This window comes from Mesorhizobium cantuariense, assembly GCF_042647205.1.
GTDB lineage: Bacteria > Pseudomonadota > Alphaproteobacteria > Rhizobiales > Rhizobiaceae > Mesorhizobium > Mesorhizobium cantuariense.
The window spans coordinates 4,606,129-4,624,572 of sequence record NZ_JBHRVD010000001.1 but is presented as its reverse complement, the minus strand read 5'-3'; the positions used below and the strand labels follow the sequence as shown (position 1 = coordinate 4,624,572).

General features: G+C 63.9%; 17 protein-coding genes and 1 pseudogene. 13 read left to right on the top strand and 5 right to left on the bottom strand.

Annotation, left to right across the window (positions count from 1 at the left end):
• Window positions 1-14 precede the first annotated feature (14 nt).
• Together ACFOJ9_RS22425 and ACFOJ9_RS22420 are read right to left on the bottom strand one after the other, a co-directional pair.
• Window positions 15-1,271, bottom strand: coding sequence for a glycoside hydrolase family 5 protein (locus ACFOJ9_RS22425; RefSeq protein WP_378981390.1), 1,257 nt, complete (start codon window positions 1,269-1,271; stop codon window positions 15-17).
• Window positions 1,268-2,437, bottom strand: coding sequence for a DUF1972 domain-containing protein (locus tag ACFOJ9_RS22420; RefSeq protein ID WP_378981388.1), 1,170 nt, complete (start codon window positions 2,435-2,437; stop codon window positions 1,268-1,270). Before ACFOJ9_RS22420 ends, ACFOJ9_RS22425 begins: the two co-directional genes overlap by 4 nt.
• A gap of 338 nt (window positions 2,438-2,775) precedes the next feature.
• On the opposite strand from ACFOJ9_RS22420, the gene ACFOJ9_RS22415 reads away from it, so the two are divergent.
• The 6 genes from ACFOJ9_RS22415 (at window position 2,776) to ligD (ending at window position 11,012) form a co-directional block, all read left to right on the top strand.
• Entirely contained in the window at window positions 2,776-3,945 is a 1,170-nt protein-coding gene (locus tag ACFOJ9_RS22415) for a glycosyltransferase family 4 protein (protein WP_378981386.1), read from the top strand.
• Complete coding sequence (locus ACFOJ9_RS22410) at window positions 3,942-5,249, top strand: lipopolysaccharide biosynthesis protein (protein WP_378981384.1); 1,308 nt, start codon at window positions 3,942-3,944, stop codon at window positions 5,247-5,249. Before ACFOJ9_RS22415 ends, ACFOJ9_RS22410 begins: the two co-directional genes overlap by 4 nt.
• Before the next feature lie 14 nt (window positions 5,250-5,263).
• Complete coding sequence (locus ACFOJ9_RS22405; protein ID WP_378981382.1) at window positions 5,264-6,493, top strand: GNAT family N-acetyltransferase; 1,230 nt, start codon at window positions 5,264-5,266, stop codon at window positions 6,491-6,493.
• A 12-nt stretch (window positions 6,494-6,505) separates the two neighbouring features.
• Window positions 6,506-7,723 (top strand): GNAT family N-acetyltransferase, encoded by a 1,218-nt coding sequence (locus tag ACFOJ9_RS22400; protein ID WP_378981380.1) that lies wholly within the window; start codon window positions 6,506-6,508, stop codon window positions 7,721-7,723.
• Between the two features lie 444 nt (window positions 7,724-8,167).
• The gene (locus ACFOJ9_RS22395; protein WP_378987969.1) at window positions 8,168-8,392 is read left to right on the top strand and encodes a hypothetical protein; all 225 of its coding nucleotides are present in this window, start codon (window positions 8,168-8,170) and stop codon (window positions 8,390-8,392) included.
• A gap of 115 nt (window positions 8,393-8,507) precedes the next feature.
• Window positions 8,508-11,012, top strand: coding sequence for a DNA ligase D (gene ligD, locus ACFOJ9_RS22390; RefSeq protein ID WP_378981378.1), 2,505 nt, complete (start codon window positions 8,508-8,510; stop codon window positions 11,010-11,012).
• Between the two features lie 83 nt (window positions 11,013-11,095).
• Here ligD and ACFOJ9_RS22385 read toward each other — a convergent pair.
• Window positions 11,096-11,381: pseudogene (locus ACFOJ9_RS22385) on the bottom strand (GIY-YIG nuclease family protein).
• 362 nt (window positions 11,382-11,743) lie between these two features.
• Between ACFOJ9_RS22385 and ku the strand changes: the two are divergent.
• The 5 genes from ku (at window position 11,744) to ACFOJ9_RS22360 (ending at window position 16,739) form a co-directional block, all read left to right on the top strand.
• Window positions 11,744-12,649, top strand: a complete 906-nt coding sequence (gene ku / locus ACFOJ9_RS22380) for a non-homologous end joining protein Ku (RefSeq protein ID WP_378981376.1) — start codon at window positions 11,744-11,746, stop codon at window positions 12,647-12,649.
• A complete protein-coding gene (locus ACFOJ9_RS22375) occupies window positions 12,646-13,767 on the top strand; it encodes a tetratricopeptide repeat protein (protein ID WP_378981374.1) in 1,122 nt (373 codons plus the stop codon). The genes ku and ACFOJ9_RS22375 overlap by 4 nt, the downstream gene beginning before the upstream one ends.
• 214 nt (window positions 13,768-13,981) lie before the next feature.
• The gene (locus ACFOJ9_RS22370; RefSeq protein WP_378981372.1) at window positions 13,982-14,626 is read left to right on the top strand and encodes an alpha/beta hydrolase family protein; all 645 of its coding nucleotides are present in this window, start codon (window positions 13,982-13,984) and stop codon (window positions 14,624-14,626) included.
• Window positions 14,627-14,630: 4 nt separating this feature from the next.
• The gene (locus ACFOJ9_RS22365) at window positions 14,631-15,401 is read left to right on the top strand and encodes an exodeoxyribonuclease III (RefSeq protein WP_378981370.1); all 771 of its coding nucleotides are present in this window, start codon (window positions 14,631-14,633) and stop codon (window positions 15,399-15,401) included.
• A 186-nt stretch (window positions 15,402-15,587) separates the two neighbouring features.
• Window positions 15,588-16,739, top strand: coding sequence for a hypothetical protein (locus tag ACFOJ9_RS22360; protein WP_378981368.1), 1,152 nt, complete (start codon window positions 15,588-15,590; stop codon window positions 16,737-16,739).
• Window positions 16,740-16,800: 61 nt separating this feature from the next.
• Here the strand turns inward: ACFOJ9_RS22360 and ACFOJ9_RS22355 are convergent, their stop codons facing one another.
• A complete protein-coding gene (locus ACFOJ9_RS22355; RefSeq protein WP_378981366.1) occupies window positions 16,801-16,896 on the bottom strand; it encodes a putative RiPP precursor in 96 nt (31 codons plus the stop codon).
• A gap of 213 nt (window positions 16,897-17,109) precedes the next feature.
• Window positions 17,110-17,199: a putative RiPP precursor gene (locus tag ACFOJ9_RS22350; RefSeq protein WP_378981364.1), complete on the bottom strand. Its 90-nt coding sequence runs from the start codon at window positions 17,197-17,199 to the stop codon at window positions 17,110-17,112.
• Window positions 17,200-17,372: 173 nt separating this feature from the next.
• Between ACFOJ9_RS22350 and ACFOJ9_RS22345 the strand changes: the two genes are divergently transcribed.
• Both ACFOJ9_RS22345 and ACFOJ9_RS22340 read left to right on the top strand, forming a co-directional pair.
• On the top strand, window positions 17,373-17,831 hold the full coding sequence (locus tag ACFOJ9_RS22345; RefSeq protein WP_378981362.1) for a mobile mystery protein A: 459 nt from the start codon (window positions 17,373-17,375) through the stop codon (window positions 17,829-17,831).
• Entirely contained in the window at window positions 17,828-18,433 is a 606-nt protein-coding gene (locus tag ACFOJ9_RS22340) for a mobile mystery protein B (protein ID WP_378981360.1), read from the top strand. Before ACFOJ9_RS22345 ends, ACFOJ9_RS22340 begins: the two co-directional genes overlap by 4 nt.
• Window positions 18,434-18,444: the final 11 nt, after the last annotated feature.

The following is an 18,444-nucleotide window of genomic DNA, read 5'->3' as shown; positions in this document are numbered from 1 at the left end:
AGCCTTCAACCGACTTACTCCGGCATCACCAACCCGAGCGCCTCGACCATCGCCGGATCCAGCGCGCGCGTGGTGTCGTCCATCATCCCCATGCCGTCGAAGAGATCCCAGAATGCCCAGGTAAAGCCGAACGACTCGGCGCTCTGCCTGACATCGGCGATGTAGCGCGCGCGATCCGGATTGGGCGCGGCGACATAGCGGGCGTCGGTGCGCAGCGCGCCGAACTCGGCCATGACGATGCGTTCCGGCGCAAGGCCGTGGCCGTCGGCCCAGGCGCGAGCCTCGGCAAGGTATTTGTCGACAAACCAGCGGTCGGGCCGGGCGTCGAAATAGACCTTCAGCACGCGCTCGGTTTCGGCATAGGCGGCCTGCTTGGCGTCTTCAGGGGTCTCGGGATCCTCGGCCATACGCGCCCTGACCGACGCCAGCGTCTGTTCCAACGAGCCGGCGGATGCCGGCCACGGCACATTGTTGAGCGACCGGTAGACCGGCTCGCGCATCCACGGCGCGCCCTGATGGCTGAACAGATAGGGCTCGTAGAAGTGGAAGGTGAACAGGATCGGCTCGAACGGCGCCAGCGGTGCCGGGTCGAGCGCGGTCAGTCCGCTCACCATCGAGCCGCAGCCGCCGGTGACGACCAGCGGCAGGGTTGCGGCCGTCGCCCTTGCCGCTGTCAGAAGTGAAAGCTGGATCTGCGACCAGACGTTCGACGTGCAGGACTGCGCCGGCTCGTTGACCGGCTCAAGCGCCACCCTGCCGGGCTGGAAGCGCTCCAGCCTGCCGGCAAGCTCGCCGACCAGCCCGCGATAGAGATCGAAGGCGGGTGCCGCAGTGCTGGAGACCATGCGGTCGGGGTTCCAGTAATGGGTGGCGCCATTGGCCTGCACATTGACGATGACGCCGAGATCGGCGTCGAGAGCGGCGGTGACGGCCGCGTCCACCATGTCCAGCAACCGGCCGCGCGTGGTGGCGTCGGCGGCCAGGAAGGGGCCGGGATCGACGGGCAGACGGATGAAATCGAGCCCGGTCTTGCGCAGCCGATGCAGGTCGTCCGGGGTCGGTACCGGTCGTTGCGACTGGAAGGGCGGCCAGTCATAGTCGGTGCGCGGTGCGGGAAATTCGCGCGTCAGCGAGAACCAGGGCCAGGCGTTGACGCCGCGCCGAAACTGCGGCCCGGCGGCGCGGGCGGTTGGCGCGATCGGGAGCGAGCCAAGGGCCGCTGCCGTGGACAGCGCCGTCCTCAGCACCCGCCGGCGCGACCAGCCTGTCATACAGTTCCGTGCGATGCGTTATCCATCGCGGTGGTCTTGGCGGCGGTCACGCCGAGCAAGCGGTAGGCCTCATTTTCATAGGCAAGCAGGACATCGTCCCAGCGGAAGGCTTCGCGGGCGCGCGCCCTGGCGGCAGCGCCGCAGGTCCTGACCAGGTCATCGTCGTCCAGCGCCTGCTGCATCCGCTCGGCGCAACTGTCCTTGTCGGTGAAGTAGATCGCCGCGGCCCCCGCGGTCCACCTGTTGTAGGGATTGTCGTGCGCGATCACCATGTTGCCGGCCGCCAGCGCCTCGACCAGCGACGGGTTGGTGCCGCCGACCGTGTGGCCATGCAGATAGGCGCGGGCGTGGAAGCGCAGTGCCTTCACCGTTGCCTGGTCGTAGATGGCGCCCGGCAGGACCACCGAGTCGTTCGCCGCGTTGCGGATGGCCGCATGATAGGGGATGTCGTCGGACAGCGTTCCCAGCACCACCAGCTTCATATCGCGCTTGCGGCTGCAGAAGGCTTCGACGATCGGCAGGATGTTGTTGTCGGGTTCGATGCGCGCGATCGAGACCAGATAGCGCCCGGGCTCGAGGCCGAGCGCCCGCACCGGCGCCTCCGGCGCCGACGTCACTGGATCGGCGCCATAGGCAATGGTGGCGATGGCGCTGCGTGGCCGGCGCGTCGCCAAATGATTGGCGATGGCGGGATGATCGGCGACCAGCCGATGCGAGGCCCAGGCGCCGATCCATTCGTTGAGCCAGAACCAGGTGCGCGCCGCCATCCCCCATTTGGGGCGGCGCCACTCGATGCCGTCCATGTTGGTGAAGATCTTGCGCCGCTTCAGCCTGAGCCAGGTCAGGAAGACCGCGCCGTTGTAGCCGAGCACGAGGCAGACGCCCTGCCGCCTGGCGGCGTCGCGGACACATTGCCAGTCGAATTCCAGGGTCGCGCGCGGCCCCTTGGAGGCGACCTGGATGTGGATGAGCTCGATGCCGCGCCAGGTTTCGCTGCGCACCCGCTGGTCGATCCGCTCGACCTCGTCCTGGCAATAGACGCCGACCTTCCAGCCTCGCCCGACAAGAAACAGCGCCAGTCTTTCGGCGAAGGTTTCAAAGCCGCCATGGGCCGCGGGTATGCCGCGGGTCCCCAGGATCAGAATGGCAGACGTCTCTGGTTTCATGGCCGGCGGCACTTTCAGGTGTTCTCTATATATTAGCGATTGCTGAATTTTTAGGAAACAGACGGCAACTTCCGTGCCATCTGCCTGTTTCAGCGTTCTTGGGGAGTGATCATGGCGCGGGGTTGTAAAAAAACGGTGTTGAACCCGGTGGTTGTTTCATTCTCGGTCAACCCTTCTGTGCGTAGCTGTATCGAAACGAGGCATTGCCAGGGTCGTGCGGCCGATAGTCGGGCATCTCGAACCGATAGCCGGGCATATCGAACCAGGCATGATTCTTGCGACAAGGATTTTGCACCCTCGTCGAGCGCGATGGTAGCAGCACCTGGCGGGATACAAAGATGCGGATTGCCTGTGTTCATCAGGGCTATGAACTCTATGGTTCCGACCGCAGCTTCGCGGAGAGCGTTGCTGCGTTGCGCGCCGCGTTTCCGTCTGCCGACATCGAGGTGGTCTTGCCGCGCAGCGGGCCGATCGTGCATATCCTGGAAGCCCATGCCAGCCGGATCGTCTTCGAACCACTCTGGGTGCTGAGGCGCCAGGCCATAGCGCGCCTTGCGACGGTCGAGATGGCGCGATTGCCGGTTGCGGTGTTCAGGGCATGGCGGCGCCTCAGGCATTGCGACCTCGTCTATGTCAACACCTCGATCGTGGCCGACTACGCGCTGGCCGCGCGCTTTCTTCCCCACAAGGCCGTCCTGCACATCCACGAAATCCCCGAAGGCGCCATGCGCAGGATACTCGTCGGCCTGATGCGCTGGAGCCGTGCGGATCTGATCTTCAACTCGCGCGCAACGCGCGCCGCTTTCGGCGATCCCAAGACCGCGCGCACGCATGTCGTCTACAACGGCGTTGCCGGGCCGGCGGCGGTCGAACCGACGACCTATGACGGCAAGCGTCCGCTGCGGGTGCTGCTGCTCGGCCGCATCAACAGGATCAAGGGGCAGGAGATCCTGCTGGAGGCGATCGCCTCGATGCCGGCGGAACTCCAGTCGAGGATCGAGATGCGGCTGGTCGGCGGCGCCTTCGAAAGCACCGAGCGCGAGCGCGCTTTGGCCGAGCTGGTCGAGACCATGGGCCTTACCGGGCGCGTCAGCGTCTTGCCCTTCGTATCGGACCCTTCGGACCATTACCGGTGGGCCGACATCGTCACCGTGCCGTCGCGGCGTCCGGAATCGCTGGGGCGCGTTGCCATCGAGGCGATGGCTTACGGCCGTCCGCCGCTGGTGTCGGCGATTGGCGGGCTGGTGGAAGTGGTCAGCGACGGCGAGACCGGCTGGCATGTTCCGCCCGGCGACGCAGCAGCTCTTGCCGCGAAATTGCAGGAGATCATCCTCGCCCCTGAGGCCTGGCGCGGTTTTGTCGCTGCCGGGCGCGCGCGCTACGAGGCAATCTTCTCCGAGCCGGTCGCGGCCGCCGCGATCGCGGCGATCGCCGCCGACAAGCTGAAGACGACCATGGCGCGGCCGGGCCGGGCGCGGGCTGCCCGCGAAGCGGAGACACGGCCGTGAAGCTTGCGTTCCCGAGCCATCTGGTTCGACGCCTCGTGCTGATGATCGGCGGCGAGGCGATGCAGAGCGGCTTTCACTTTGCCCTCAACATCATGCTGTTGCACATGCTCTCGGCGCAAGGCTATGGCCTCTTCGCCATCGGCATGGTGATGGGCGGCGTCGGCCTGTCCTACATCAGGTCGCTCACCGCCGTTCCCGCCAGCATCTGGATGAGCAAAAGCACCAACAGCGCCGGCGTCGATGCCTATGACGTGGCGTTTGGAACGGCAGCACTGATCGTGGCGTTGCTGATGGCCGTCGGTACGGCTGTTCTGATGCATCTCCTTGGCGATCCAAGTGGAATTGCCGCTGGCTGCTTCGTCGGCGCCTGGTCGTTGCGCAGCCATATGCGCACGGCTTTCTTCGCACGTCGCCAGCAGGTGGTCGTTTCCATCAGCGACGGCGCTTTTACGATCGCCGGCATTGTCCTGACCGGGCTGACGATCTGGAAGGTCCAGGACCCGCTGCAGACCGTGTTCTATGCACTTGCCGCGGCAAATGTGTTCGGTATTTTCGCCCTGGTCCGGCTGGCTCGGCGCACACTTCGCATCAGCTTTCGCATGCCGACACGGCGACGCTATATCGGGCTCTGGCACCAGCTGCGCTGGTCGGCATTCAGCGCGACCACCACCAACATCCAGGGTCAATGTCTGGCGCTGCTGGTCGCGGGCATTGCCGGGCCTGCCGCCTACGCACCGCTGGCGGCGGTCCTGGTGCTGTTTGCCCCGCTGCGCATCATCAGTCTTGCTTTCGTCAACATGATACAGCCGGATCTTGCCAGGCTGATGCGGAACAACGAAACAGGCCGTGTTTGGGCGCAGGCGAAGATCTGGGCGCTCGTCATGGGGCTCGGCGGCCTGGCCTATGGATGCGCCATCATGTTCGTCCTGCCGATGATAAAATCCCAGGCTCTCCAGGATGCGTCGGTCGGATTCATCGGGATTTTCGTGATCGCGAATTTTGTCCCGATCATGCTCTACATCATGCCCCGCATCGTGCTTGAGATACTCGGCGATTTCCGGATCGTCGCGTTCACCACGCTGGGCGGCGCGGTCGTCGGGCTGGTCCTGATCGCGATCCTGCTGGCGATTGCGTCTCCGCCGTGGGCGCTGGTGGGTTCCGCCGTCTCCGAGATATTCGTGCTCGCGGCATCATGGTATTTCGCGCATCACCGCATATGGAATCTCGAGCATCCGGATGAGGCGCGCGACAGCCGGTTGGGTTCGTGGCGGCGAGCGGTTACGTTCGCGACGGCAAAACGATAGGAGAAGATGAAGATATGGCAGGCCAGGCAGTGCAAAGTGCTGCGGCGACCGGCTTGCCCGAAGGGCAGGCCCTCGATCCCGCGACCGTCGCTGCGAACGATGCCTACACGGCGCGATTGCACACCAGCCTGGAAGCGGCCAGATCGCTCTGGCTGCGCTACGAGGCGGACGGTGTGTGCACCGCCCACCAGCATTATGCGTGGACCGAGGGAATTGTCGCGCGACTGATGCCGAAAGGTGCGGACGTGCTCATCGTGGAGGTGAACGACGCCGCGACGGGCGCGCCCCGTATGCTGGTGCCGCTGATGCGGCGACCGGCTTTCCGCCATCGGGTGATCGAATGGCTGAGCTGTGGCGTTTGCGACTATTCGGCACCGCTGCTGGCCGATGCGAGCCCGTGGACGAGGCAATCCGCACAGGCCGCGTGGGCCGCGGTGCGTTCCGTGCTGCCGCCGGCGGACCGCATCAACATCACGGGAATTCCGCAGTTGATCAGCGGCGTCGCCAATCCGCTGGCCTTGCTGGCGGCCACGCGCGATTCCCTTCATACCAGCTTCGGCCTCGCTATCGACGGCGATCCGGAAACCGTCCTCAAGCGTCTATGCCGGCCATCCTTCGTCAAGGCCTTCAACAAGGACTGGCGCCGGATCGAACGGCTCGGCGGCGTGGAACTGGTCGAGGCCAACACACCGGCTCTGGTGGAGCTCATCTTCGGCAACCTGGTCCGGATGCGGCTCAGCCGCTTTCGCGAATTGGGCCGTTTCGACCTGCTGACGCAGGGGACGGTTGTCGACTTCTACCGAAACGCCGCCCTCGAGGGGCTGTCGGATGGATCGGTGCGGCTCTTCGGGCTGCGCGTCGGTGAGGCTCTGATCGCGGTCCAATACCTGCTGATCCATCAAGTTACTGTTCATGCTCTGCTGATATCAATCGAGCAGGGCGCGGTACCCAACGTGTCACCGGGACTTCTGATCATGGGCAAGTTGATGAGCTGGGCGCGCGAGAAGGGTTTCGACCATTTCGACCTGTCGGTGGGCAATCAGAGCTACAAGGAGCATATGGGCGCCACGGGGTCGGTCCTGCGCGAGCTTTGCCACGGGATTACGGTGCGGGGCAATGCCGTGAGCACCGCCCTCGAGGTCCGCAACCGGACCGAGGTGTTCGTGCGCTCCAAACCTCGGCTGCTCAAGACGATCCAGGGACTGATGCGGGGTTTGCGGCGCTTGCGTGGGGGACCGGAATGACAGGACAAGCATATGGCAAGCCGGGCAATGCAAGTGACTGCGATGACGGACGATGGGCCGGTTTCCCCGATTGCCGCCAGCGCCGGCGCTGGCGCTCGCTATACGGCGCGGCTGCACACCAGCTTTGAGACCGTCAAGCCGCTCTGGCTGCAACATCAGGCGGACGGCGTCTGCACCGCCCATCAGCACTACGCGTGGGTCGAAGGAATCGCCGCGCGACTGATGCCCAAAGACGCGGACCTGCTCGTCGTCGAGGTGAGCGACACTGCTACGGGCGCGCCGGTCATGCTGCTGCCGCTGATGCGGCGCCGAGCCCGCGGCCACCACGTGATCGAATGGCTAAGCTGCCGCGTGTGCGACTATTCGGTGCCGCTGCTGGCGGATGCGAGAGCGTGGACCAGGCAGAGTGCCGACGCCGCCTGGGCGGCGGTCCGCGCCGTGCTGCCGCCGGCGGATCGCATCCATATCGCGGGAATCCCGCAGCAGATCCACGGCGTGGCCAATCCGCTGGCGCTGCTTTCGGTGGCGCGCGACTCCATCCAGATCACCTCCGGCCTCGTCCTGCACGGCGACCCGGAGACGCTCATCAAGCGCATCTGCAAGCCATCCTTCGCCAAGACCTTCCACAAGCAGTGCCGCGCCTTCGAACGGCGTGTCGGCCTCGCTCTGGTCGAGGCCGACACGCCGGCGCTGACCGAGGAGCTTTTCGACACGCTGCTGGAACTGCGGCTCAAGCGCTTTCGCGAGCTTGGGCGTTTCGACCTCCTGACGCAGGCCCCGGTCGTCGACTTCTACCGCCACGCGGCGCTGCAAGGCCTGTCCGACGGATCGGTGCGGCTGTTTGGGCTGCGCGTCGGCGAAGCCTGGCTCGCCTCCATCTATGTGCTGGTCCGAAAAGGCACGCTTCACACCCTCCTGCTCGGCATCGACCAGAATGCGGTCGCCAATGTCTCACCCGGCCTGACGATGATGGGCAAGCTGATGATGTGGGGGCGCGGACAGGGGTTCGACTATTTCGACCTGTCGGTCGGCAGCCAGGGCTACAAGGGACATATCGGTGCCGCGAGCTCGGTTCTGGCCGAGATCTGCGAACCGATGACGGTGCGGGGCAGGGCTGCGAACGCAGCCATTTTGCTGCGCAGCCGGGCCGAAGGCATGGCGCGATCGCGTCCGCGGCTGCTCAAGGCCGTTCGGAGCCTGATGAGCCGCTTACGGCGATTGAAGGACTGAAGTTGGCCGCATGCGAACTCGTGGAGCCCGCCAAGGCGACCGCGTCCGACCGCGCTGGCAAGGACGTTCTCGCTGAGGATATTTCAGCGGCGGCTTGACAAAGTATCGGTGCATGCTCCACTTGCCGCGGGCCGATTAGGGCTTTGGGGAATACCGATGAAAAAGACTTATGAAAAGCCGACGCTCAACAAGCGTCAGCAGCTCTCCCGCGTCACGGCGTCACCGAGCCCATCGGCAGCAACCTGACGGGGCAAACCGCCGTTCGATCATCGCGATCATCAGATCCGCCGCCGCAAGGCGGCGGTTTTTTTTGTGCCCCCCGATCCGGCTACAAGCCGTTTGCACCGAAATTGACAGGACGGCGCGTCTCCGTCATCCTTGAGCTCAGTCGCCAGGCTGCGGGCAGCGGCCATGTTGCGTGTCAGGGCGACCGAGGGCAGCGTCATGTTCAGTCCCGTCATCGGCCAGAATTCCAAGCGCGCCGCGGTGCGCAAGGCGCTCGACCGCCACAAGGTCTACATCACCGCTCAGAGTTTTTCGGCCGGCGCCTACCAGGCCCGCGTGCTGGTCGACGGCGAGGCTTATTGGGTGGACGAATTCCGGTTGAGCCAGCTGCAGCAGGGACTGTCACCGGCGGAGCTCGAGTTGACGCCGGCCACCGACGATTGAGACCCTGTGATCGCCATCCTTTAGAGACGCTGGAGGGACAGCACCCCCCTCTGGACAGAGGGGGGTGTGAAGGAACGCGCCGCTGGCAATTGGCCACCGTGCTTTGACCTTTGCCATGACCACCGCTCCTCCCAAACTCAAAGCCTATCGCGCCAAGCGCGAATTCACCAAAACGCCGGAACCGGCCGGCGGGCTCATTGCCGGCGACGGCAACCGCTTCGTCGTCCACAAGCACCACGCCACCGCGGACCACTATGATCTGCGCCTGCAGGTCGGCGATGTCTTGAAAAGCTGGGCGGTGCCGCGCGGGCCTTCGCTCAATCCGGCCGACAAAAGGCTGGCGGTCCAGACCGAGGACCATCCGCTCGAATATATCGACTTCGAGGGCGTCATTCCCGAGGGCGAGTATGGCGGTGGGCCGATGATCGTCTGGGATACCGGCACCTGGGCGCCGATGGACGACGTCGAAAAGAGTTTCAAGACCGGCGCCTTCAAGTTCCGGCTGGCCGGCGACAAGCTCAATGGCGGCTGGATGCTTACCAGGCTGAAACCCAAGCCCGGCGAGGACAGCGAGAAGAAAAACTGGCTGCTGTTCAAGGAGCGCGACCTTGCTTCCGACACCGCTCTCGACATCCTGGAATCGCGGCCTGAAAGCGTCAAATCCGGATTGCGCATCGAGGAGCTGGTGGCGCCGGCGAAGCCGGCCGCCAAACCCGTACCCAGGCAGGGTTCGCTGAAGCCCGGCACGCTGCCGGGTGCCTTCAAGGCCCCGGCGCTCAGCCGCATCGAGCCGCAGCTGGCGACGCAGGTGCCAAAACCGCCCGATGGCGAGGACACCAAGAGCGGTACAGGCGAGGTCTGGCTGCATGAGATCAAATTCGACGGCTACCGCACCATGGCGCATCTCACTGAGGGCGCGGTCAAGCTGATCACCCGTGGCGGCATCGACTGGACGAAGCGCTATGGCGACTTGGCCGGCGCCTTCGCCAAACTGCCTTGCCGCGATGCCATCATCGATGGCGAGATCGTCGTGCTCGATGCCAAGGGCATCAGCCGCTTCGCGCTGCTGCAGGATGCGCTGGCAGAGGGTGCCGGCAGCAAGTTGCACTTCTACGCCTTCGACCTGCTTTATCTCGACGGCTGGGACCTGACCAAGGCGCCACTCATCCGGCGCAAGGCGCTGCTGGCGCAGATGCTGTCCGGCCTCGGCGCCAATTCCGCCATCCAGTTCTCCGACCATGTCGAAGGCTCGGGGCAGGGACTCTACGACCAGGCGTCGGAACTCGGGCTGGAAGGCGTCGTCTCCAAGCGCGCCACCGCGATCTACCAGAGCGGCCGTACCAAGAGCTGGACCAAGACCAAGGCGCTGCAAAGCGGTGACTTTGTCATTGCTGGCTACACCACATCGGATGCGGCCGAAGGCCTGGCAGCGCTCGGCCTCGCCGAATTCGAGGACGGCGAATTGCACTATCGCGGCAAGGTCGGCACCGGCTTCGATGCCGTGACCGCGGCAGAATTGCTCGCACGGCTGGAGCCGCTCACATCAGGCGCGTCCGCACCGGAAGGCGTGCCGCGCGAAATCATGCGCGAGATGAACTGGGTCAAGCCGCTGCTCTCGGCCCGCATCCACTACGCCAACCGCACATCGGACAATGCGCTGCGCCACGCGGTGTTTCGCGGCTTGCGCGATGTCGGCCTGTCGACGCCGGTGTCCTCGACACGCAAGCGGCTGATCTCGGAGGCCGATCTGGCCACCATCTGGGTGACCAACCCGACGCGGCGGCTGTTCGGCAAGACCGGTCCGACCAAGCTCGACATTGCCGTCTATTACGCGCTGGTCGGCGACTTCATGCTGCCGCACATCCTCGGCCGCCCGGTGTCGCTGGTGCGCTGCCCGACCGGCCTGCCGAAGGACTGCTTCTTCCAGCGCCATGCCTTCACAGGCATGCCGCCGTCGGTGGTGACGTTCGAGGCGACCAATTCCGAAGGCGAGACCAAATCCTACCTCTCGGTCGAAGGGGCGAAAGGCTACCTGGCACTGGCGCAGTTCGGCGTCGTTGAGTTCCATACCTGGGGCACGCATCGCACCAGCCTCGACAGACCCGACCAGATCGTCTTCGACCTCGACCCGGGCGAGGGGATCACCTGGCGCGAGGTGGTCGAGGCGGCGGTGCATATCAAGAGCGAGCTGGAGGGGCTGGGGCTGGTGCCCTTCGCCAAGACCTCCGGCGGCAGCGGCATCCACATCACGGTGCCGGTGACGCGCAAGCAGAACTGGAAGAAACTGCACCAGGCGACCAGCGCCATCGCCACGCATCTGGCGGCAACCGCGCCCGATACCTTCACCACCACAATGGGCAAGGACAATCGCAAGAAGCGCATCTTCATCGACTACCACCGCAATGCGCGCGGCCACACTTCGGCAGCACCTTACTCGCTGCGCGCCCGCACCAACCTGCCGGCCTCGACACCGGTGAGCTGGGCGGATCTGGAGTTGATCGATGCGCCGCAGGATCTGAACTATTCCTCACTGCCGGGGCTGCTGGCAACTTCGGGCGATCCATGGGCGGATATCGATGAGTTCGCGCGGGATTTGCCTACCCATCTTTCGTCATCCTAGGGCGAAGCAAGGAGCGAAGCGACGCGCGCAGACCCTAGGATCCTGTGCCGCGACCTAAGAGCGTTGCAAACGGTGCAAAACGCTCACCACCCAGTTCCCCGAAAGAGCTCGAACCATTCCGGATTGGTCGCCTCGATCAAGTCGATCTTCCACTGGCGTGGCCAGCGTTTCACGGACTTCTCACGTTGGATCGCATCAGTGATGTCGAAATACTCCTCGTACCAGACAAGGCGTTGCACGCCGTAGCGACTGGTGAAGCCCGAGCCTTGGCCGGACTTGTGCTCGGGTACGCGACGACCGAGGTCGTTGGTGACGCCGATAGATCGTGCCACGCTTCTGGCTTGCGGTCATATAAACATAGCCGGTCATGTGACCACGATAGCGGGCAGCGCGATAAGCGGCTATTCTGATCCGCCGCATCCTTTGACTGATGTCACACAGGATCCTAGGGTCTGCGCCGCGTCGCTTCGCTCCTTGCTACGCCCTAGGATGACGAAGAATGGGGACGCTTTGTCGTTGTGAACCTTGGTCTGACCCCGCTAGGGCGTGCCATCGACGCTTCCGACAATTTGAATTATTCTCCATCCACGACCTCAAAGACGTACCGGAAGATTTCGTCAGGGATTTGCCTGTATCGTGTGGGGTCGGTGTAGGATTTGCGCAGCCTCGTTCGTCCTTCGAACGAAAAAGCGCTGCAGTAATGTCAGTGCATGGCCGCGTAGGAGTGTATCATGGCGCCCAGGGCAAGTTGGAAAGGTTACCTCAAGCTCAGCCTCGTGAGCTGTCCGGTGCGGCTATACCCCGCCACCAGCGCCAGCGAGCGCATCAGCTTCAACCAGCTGCACAAGAAGACCCACAACCGCATCAACATGAAGCCGGTTGACCCGGAACTCGGGCTGGTCGAGCGTTCGGATCTGGTCAAGGGGTACGAGTACGAGGACAAGCAGTACATCATCATCGATGATGCCGACCTCGACGCGGTGCGCATCGAATCCAACCACACGATGAACATCGAGGCTTTCGTCGACGAGGGCGAGGTCGACGTCATCTACCAGGACGCGCCATACTACTTGGCGCCCGACGGAGCGATGGCGGAGGAGACCTTCGCCGTGCTGCGCGAAGCCATGCGCAAATCCGGCAAGCTGGCGATCGCCCGCCTTGTGCTGTCCAGCCGCGAGCGGGTGGTGACGATCGGCGCGCGCGAGAACGGCATGTTCGTGTGCACGTTGAGGAATCCGAACGAAGTGCGTGGCACGGCTGAATATTTCGGCAACATCCCGGCCGGCAAACCCGACGCCGAAATGTTGCAGCTCGCCGAAGCGCTGATCAAGCAGAAGGAAACAACCTTCGATCCGAAGCACTACGAGGACCGCTACGAGGCGGCACTCATGACGATGATCCGCGAGAAGCTGAAAGGCCACAAGCCGATCATCGCGGCGGCACCGGAGCGCGGCAATGTCATCAATTTGATGGATGCGCTGAAGGCCAGCCTGTCGCAATCGAAGCCGCCGGCCAAGTCGAAGAGCAAGGCCGACGAGGTCGCCAAGCCAGCCGCCAGGAAGGCGGCAGCGGGCGGTGCGGCTGAAAATCCGCTGAAGGCCAATCTGCTGAAGGCGGTCGGCAAGAGCAAGAAATGACGGCACCGGCCGTCCTGGGCGCCGTCTTCGGCACCATCGGCGCGCTGGCGGCGTTTCCGCTCAGGTTGGCGGCACGCGAGGTCGAGCGCCAGCACGGCCAGCTGCGGCGCGGCGTCACCAGGCGCACCACGCATGTCGTGTTCGGCCGCGCACTGCTCGCCAAGGCCGGGCTCTCCAAGAACGGTGACGCCGAGATCGAGCGCCGTGTCGCCGCCGAGCGCGGGGCCGGGCGCAAGCTGCTCAGCGAGAACGGCTTCCTGCGCCTGCTCGAGCTGATGAAGGCGCCGGAGGCATCCTCGCTGTCACGGCAATCGCTGATCGAGCAATCGCGGCTGTCCGGCGCCGATCTCGATTTGTTGTCGCTGTTCGATGCGTTCGAGCATGACGCAGATCCCTATTCTTTCCGCGACCTGATCCTGGCCCGCAAATATGCCGGGCTGGTGGCCGGCGGTGCGACATGGGGGGCTATCGCGCGCTCCGTCCATCGCTCTGGCCCGGTGGCTTCGCTGACCGCCAAATCGCTCAATGTCGGCTCGCAGCACGGCCGACCCGACGCGATCTATCTCGAGGGTGGGCAGAGCGAACTCGATGGGCAATTGCTGTTCGATCTCGGAACAGCCGGGGCAGAGGGCGACGACACGCTGGAAGAGCTGTTCGCTGAGGCGGAAGCAGCGGAGGAGGGCGGCGACCATGAAGGTGCTGCCGCGCTCTACCAGCGCTGCTTGGCCATCGACCCGAGCGATGCGATAGCCGCCTTCAACCGCGCCAACTGCCTGCGCGCCGGCGGCCACGCGGCGGACGCCGCGCACGACTATATCAGCGCGATAAAACTCGATCCGGCCTTCGTCGAAGCCTGGTTCAACCTGGCCGGGCTGATGAGCGAGCAAGGCCGCGAGGCCTCGGCGCGAAGGCACCTGCAGAAAGCGATCACGCTCGATAAGAATTATGCCGATCCGGTGTTCAACCTCGCCCGGCTGGAATTCGACGCCGGCAATCTGCTGGAGGCGCGGCGGCTGTGGGTGCGCTATCTGGAGCTCGACGCGGAGTCCGAATGGGCGCGGGTGGCGGCCAAGGGCGTGCAGTTCGTGGATTTGCAACTGGCGCGGACGGCGGGGTGAGGGGATTGATGCTGGCGCTTGAACACCCCCCTCTGGCCTGCCGGCCATCTCCCCCGCAAGGGGGGAGATTAAGCGCTCACCCGCTTTCGCCAATCTCCTACTTTGCAAGAAGGAGCGAAGCGCCCAAGCTGCCAATCTCCCCCCTTGCGGGGGAGATGTCCGGCAGGACAGAGGGGGGTGTGACGGAACGCGGCCTCTCTAGCGAGGCCGCTCCATGACCACCTTCCTCTTCGACGGTCCCGACACCGCCCCCATCACCATCCTGCTCGCGCATGGCGCGGGTGCGTCGATGGATTCGCCCTCGATGACCGCCACCGCGAAAGCTCTTGCCGCGGCTGGCTTCCATGTCGCGCGCTTTGAATTCCACTATATGGCCGCCCGCCGCTATGGCCACCGCAAGCCGCCGCCGCGGGCCGAGACGGTGAATCCGGAATATATTAAGGCGATAGCCGACCTCAGGGCGAAGGGCGTGACTGGCCCGCTGATCATCGGCGGCAAGTCGATGGGCGGGCGCGTCGCTTCGATGGTCGCCGACGAGATGTTTGCCAAGGGTGAGATTTCAGGCCTGCTGTGCCTCGGCTATCCCTTCCACCCGCCGGCCAAACCCGAGCAATTGCGCACCAAACACCTCGCCGGGCTGAAGACGCCAACGCTGATCTTCCAGGGCACGCGCGACGAGTTCGGCACGAAGGACGAGGTTGCGACTTATGCGCTGTCCGGCAGCATCGAGATCCACTGGCTGGAGGACGGCGACCATGATCTGAAGCCGCGCAAGAGCATTTCCGGCTTCTCCGCCGCCGATCATTTGAAGACGCTGGCCGAGGCGGTGAAGGCGTGGTCGGGTCGGATCGTTTCCTGAAGCGATGAAAATCGCCTCCTTCAACATAAACAACATCAACAGTCGCCTCGAAAACCTGCTGGCGTGGCTCGCTGTCGCAAAACCCGATGTCGTCTGCCTGCAGGAGTTGAAGGCGCGCGACATGCAGTTTCCGTGCTCGGTCCTCGCGGCGGCCGGCTATGGCGCGGTGTGGAAGGGCGAGCCGACCTGGAACGGCGTTGCCATCCTGGCGCGGGGTTCGGAACCGGTGCTGACCCGCGATGTCCTGCCCGGCGATGAAGCCGACAGGCAGAGCCGCTATATCGAGGCGGCGGTGAATGGCATTGTCATCGCTTGCCTCTATGCGCCGAACGGCAACCCGCAGCCCGGTCCGAAATTCGCCTACAAGCTCGCCTGGCACGAGCGGCTGGGGGGGCATTCCGAACAGCTGCTCGACACCGGCCTGCCGGTGGTGCTGGCCGGCGACTACAACATCGTGCCCGAGCCGCGCGACATCTATCCCACCCGTTCCTATGACGACAACGCGCTGGTGCAGCCGGAAAGCCGGGCTTCCTTCGCCGCGTTGCTCGAGCAGGGCTGGACAGATGCGCTTCGCAAAAAGCATCCGAAGGAGACGCTCTACACCTTCTGGGATTATCGCCGCAACCGCTGGCCGCGCAACGCCGGGCTTCGGCTTGACCACATCTTGCTGTCGAAGAAACTGGCACGGCGCCTGACCGCCGCCGGCATCGACCGCGACGTGCGCGGCGAGGACGGCGCCAGCGACCATGCGCCGGTGTGGGTGGAGTTGAAGTAGGGCTTCGAGCCACTTGCGGCGGCGGTCTCCCTTTGCCACCGGCCTCATCTGTGCAGCGGCGATGTCGCAAGCTAGTCTGCTGCAAATCGCGCCAACGCAGCCGCATTGCCCATGAACTCCAACAAGACCTTTGGATCGAGGCCCCATGCCTGACTTCGGCCCTGTCGAGATCCTGTCCGAGCAATCGTGGTCCTTGCGGTGGCTGCCGCCCTGTTCTGGCTGCAGTGGCGGAGGCGTAGTCGCCGCAGGGGGCGGGCCAATCCGGCGAATGACTATGCCGTTCGCAGCGATTGGAGCGACAGCGGCGGCACCTTGAACTATTCGTCCTTCGTCTATTTCGACGTCGATCGCGACGGCAAATACGGCGTTGGCGACCGGCCGATGGCCGGCATCATGGTGCGGCTGTATGACGAGGCCGGCAAGTTCGTCGCATCAGTGCGGACCAACAATGCCGGCTTTGCCAATTTCCCGATGTCGGTGAAACGCAGGAAGGCAGTGATCCGCGTGCCGGGCAACTGGCGCTTTGTGGTTTCGGTGCCGCCCGGCTGGCAGGCGAAGAGCGAAAACGACACCCAGTCCCGGCACCTCCTGTCGGTGCCAGGTTCGCCTGCCGGGCTGGTGTCGCACGAGATGCTGCAGCCGGTCGGTCTGGCGCCGCCGCGTCGCCTCGCCGGGCGCGTAGGCGGTGACGGATCCGCAATCCTCTCGGTGATGAGGAACGGACACGTCCTGGAGACGCGGCCGCTGGCGCCAGGCGCCGCCTTCAGCGCCGATCTAGCCGATGACGCCGACACGGTTCTCGTCAGTGGCGAAGGCCTTGAGCGGCGGCTGGCGCTGTCGCCCTATCCGACCGATCTCGGCCTGCTGTCGCCGCAAATCGCTTGCATCGCGACCGACGCCGCCCTGGAAACGATCGATTTCGACGATGTGACGTCGCGCACTTTCAGGAAGATTCCGTCCGGCCATGCCGGGTTGGCGTGGCGCAACCTGAATGCGATGGCGCGCGACTACACCAAGGACAGCCAGGGCTATGTCAATGGAAATGTCTCCGGCGACCATCTGGTCTACACCAGCAGCGGGCTGCCGGCCGAATTCAGCTGTGAACAGCCGTTCGGCTTTCACTCGGTCATGCTGAGCGCTGCCTGGCTGAAGTCGGAAGGAGAGGTGGCGCTGATCGAAAGCTGGCTTGGCGAGCAACTGATCTCAAGCGATCAGGTCACATTGTCGGCGCTCACGCCGCTGCACTACGCCCCGATGCTCAAAGCGGTGACGCGTGTTCGCCTGTCGACGAAACACTATTGGCAAATGGTCCTGGACGATCTGGTCCTGGCGCGCTGAGATTGGGGCGCACTAAGACGGGACGAAATTTCGCCCCGCTGCAATCAGGTTGCGCTTACGGTCAGCCCGGCAGAATAATCGAGGCGCCGTTTCCCGCCGTGATCGCTGAAAGACGCCCTTTTTTCAAAAACGTCGGCTTGGCATAGGTCTTTTTCATGTCAGACTCTCCTAAAATCCCGGTTCGATGATGCCAGACTGCGGCCATCTGTCAATATCCAAGCTGAAATCGGCAAAACCGCAATACATCCAAGGCTGAACGGCAAGGCGCTCGCCCTGCAATTCTTTGTTTTACGCAGTTCCTGATCGAAACCTTCGATGCTTTTCCCGGAATTGCTCCAGTGCCGCGCGATCCGGCCAAAGGTGCGCCGGACTATATCGTGGCGCTGCTCGGGCCGTTTGCCGTGACGGCTGAAAGCTTGCCCTTCCTGACGAAGGTCGGCTTGTCGTAAGTCTTCTTCATCGTGGTCTCTCCTGAATCCCGGCGCGATGATGGCAGAGACGCGACATGTGCCAACCAAGCCGGACGAGTCCCAGGTTTTGCCCATGGAGTCAACATATATATTGACGCCATGCCAACATTTGTATACATATGAATTTACATAATGACTGAATTTGTCAATATATGGATTTACAATGAGCGTCAAACAGGTGGTTCGCCAACATTATCAGGCCGTGGTGGATCTCGCCCAGGGCGTCACCATCCAGGTTCCTTCGGAGGGCTGGATAAGAACTGTGCGAAAGGCGCTCGGCATGTCCGGTGCCCAGCTTGCAAGGCGGATGGGCGTGACCCGCGCCCGTATTGCCCAGGCGGAGCAGGCCGAACTCGAAGGCGGCATAACGCTAAAGTCGATGCAGGCGACCGCGGAAGCGATGGGGTGCCGGTTCGTCTACGCGTTCGTGCCGCCCGACACGATCGAAAAAGTCATCCTTGCACAGGCGCGGAAACGGGCAGAGGCGATCGTCGCGACGGCCGGCAAACATATGGCGTTGGAAGACCAGGCCGTGACCGGCAGCCGGAATGGTCAGGAGGTGATCCGCCTGACCAACGAGCTGATCCATGACATGCCGCCCGATTTCTGGCAGGACAAATGACGATAGCGCCCGATTATCCCGAAGGCGCGACGCCGCTTGACCCCAATGAGCTTGGCGGACTGAAGCACAGACACATCACGACCCAGGCCGAGCTTGACGAATTGGAGCAGGCCAACATCACGTCCGGCCTGCTTTGGCTTTCGCGGACACGCAGGAAAGATGTTCTCACCAACGGTTTTGTCATCGAGCTTCACCGGCAATTGTTTGGCGAGGTGTGGAACTGGGCCGGAACCTTCAGGACGACCGGCAAGAATATCGGCGTCGATCCCGTGCAGATCGAGGTGCAATTGCGCGCTGTTCTGGACGATGCACTCTACTGGGTGGATCAAGGTACATATGCGCCCATGGAAGCAGCGGTGCGGCTTCACCACCGGATCGTGCTCATCCATCCGTTTGCGAATGGCAACGGACGCCATGCCCGCATCCTGGCCGATACCGTGCTGGAGAAGGTGTACGGCGTCGATCAGATAGACTGGACCGCCGGTTCCGACCTGCAGAAAATGAACGAAAGGCGAGCGGCCTATATCGCCGCCCTCAAGGCCGCCGACCAGCATGACATCGGCCCGTTGCTGGCTTTTGTCGGGTTGGCAAGAGTGCCGTGAGGGGCGGCGAT

Coding starts and splice junctions, on each gene's coding strand:
- ACFOJ9_RS22425 (WP_378981390.1), bottom strand. CDS start 1,271: ATGACAGGCTGGTCGCGCCGGCGGGTGCTGAGGACGGCGCTGTCCACG.
- ACFOJ9_RS22420 (WP_378981388.1), bottom strand. CDS start 2,437: ATGAAACCAGAGACGTCTGCCATTCTGATCCTGGGGACCCGCGGCATA.
- ACFOJ9_RS22415 (WP_378981386.1), top strand. CDS start 2,776: ATGCGGATTGCCTGTGTTCATCAGGGCTATGAACTCTATGGTTCCGAC.
- ACFOJ9_RS22405 (WP_378981382.1), top strand. CDS start 5,264: ATGGCAGGCCAGGCAGTGCAAAGTGCTGCGGCGACCGGCTTGCCCGAA.
- ACFOJ9_RS22400 (WP_378981380.1), top strand. CDS start 6,506: ATGGCAAGCCGGGCAATGCAAGTGACTGCGATGACGGACGATGGGCCG.
- ACFOJ9_RS22395 (WP_378987969.1), top strand. CDS start 8,168: ATGTTCAGTCCCGTCATCGGCCAGAATTCCAAGCGCGCCGCGGTGCGC.
- ligD (WP_378981378.1), top strand. CDS start 8,508: ATGACCACCGCTCCTCCCAAACTCAAAGCCTATCGCGCCAAGCGCGAA.
- ku (WP_378981376.1), top strand. CDS start 11,744: ATGGCGCCCAGGGCAAGTTGGAAAGGTTACCTCAAGCTCAGCCTCGTG.
- ACFOJ9_RS22375 (WP_378981374.1), top strand. CDS start 12,646: ATGACGGCACCGGCCGTCCTGGGCGCCGTCTTCGGCACCATCGGCGCG.
- ACFOJ9_RS22370 (WP_378981372.1), top strand. CDS start 13,982: ATGACCACCTTCCTCTTCGACGGTCCCGACACCGCCCCCATCACCATC.
- ACFOJ9_RS22365 (WP_378981370.1), top strand. CDS start 14,631: ATGAAAATCGCCTCCTTCAACATAAACAACATCAACAGTCGCCTCGAA.
- ACFOJ9_RS22355 (WP_378981366.1), bottom strand. CDS start 16,896: ATGAAAAAGACCTATGCCAAGCCGACGTTTTTGAAAAAAGGGCGTCTT.
- ACFOJ9_RS22350 (WP_378981364.1), bottom strand. CDS start 17,199: ATGAAGAAGACTTACGACAAGCCGACCTTCGTCAGGAAGGGCAAGCTT.
- ACFOJ9_RS22345 (WP_378981362.1), top strand. CDS start 17,373: ATGAGCGTCAAACAGGTGGTTCGCCAACATTATCAGGCCGTGGTGGAT.
- ACFOJ9_RS22340 (WP_378981360.1), top strand. CDS start 17,828: ATGACGATAGCGCCCGATTATCCCGAAGGCGCGACGCCGCTTGACCCC.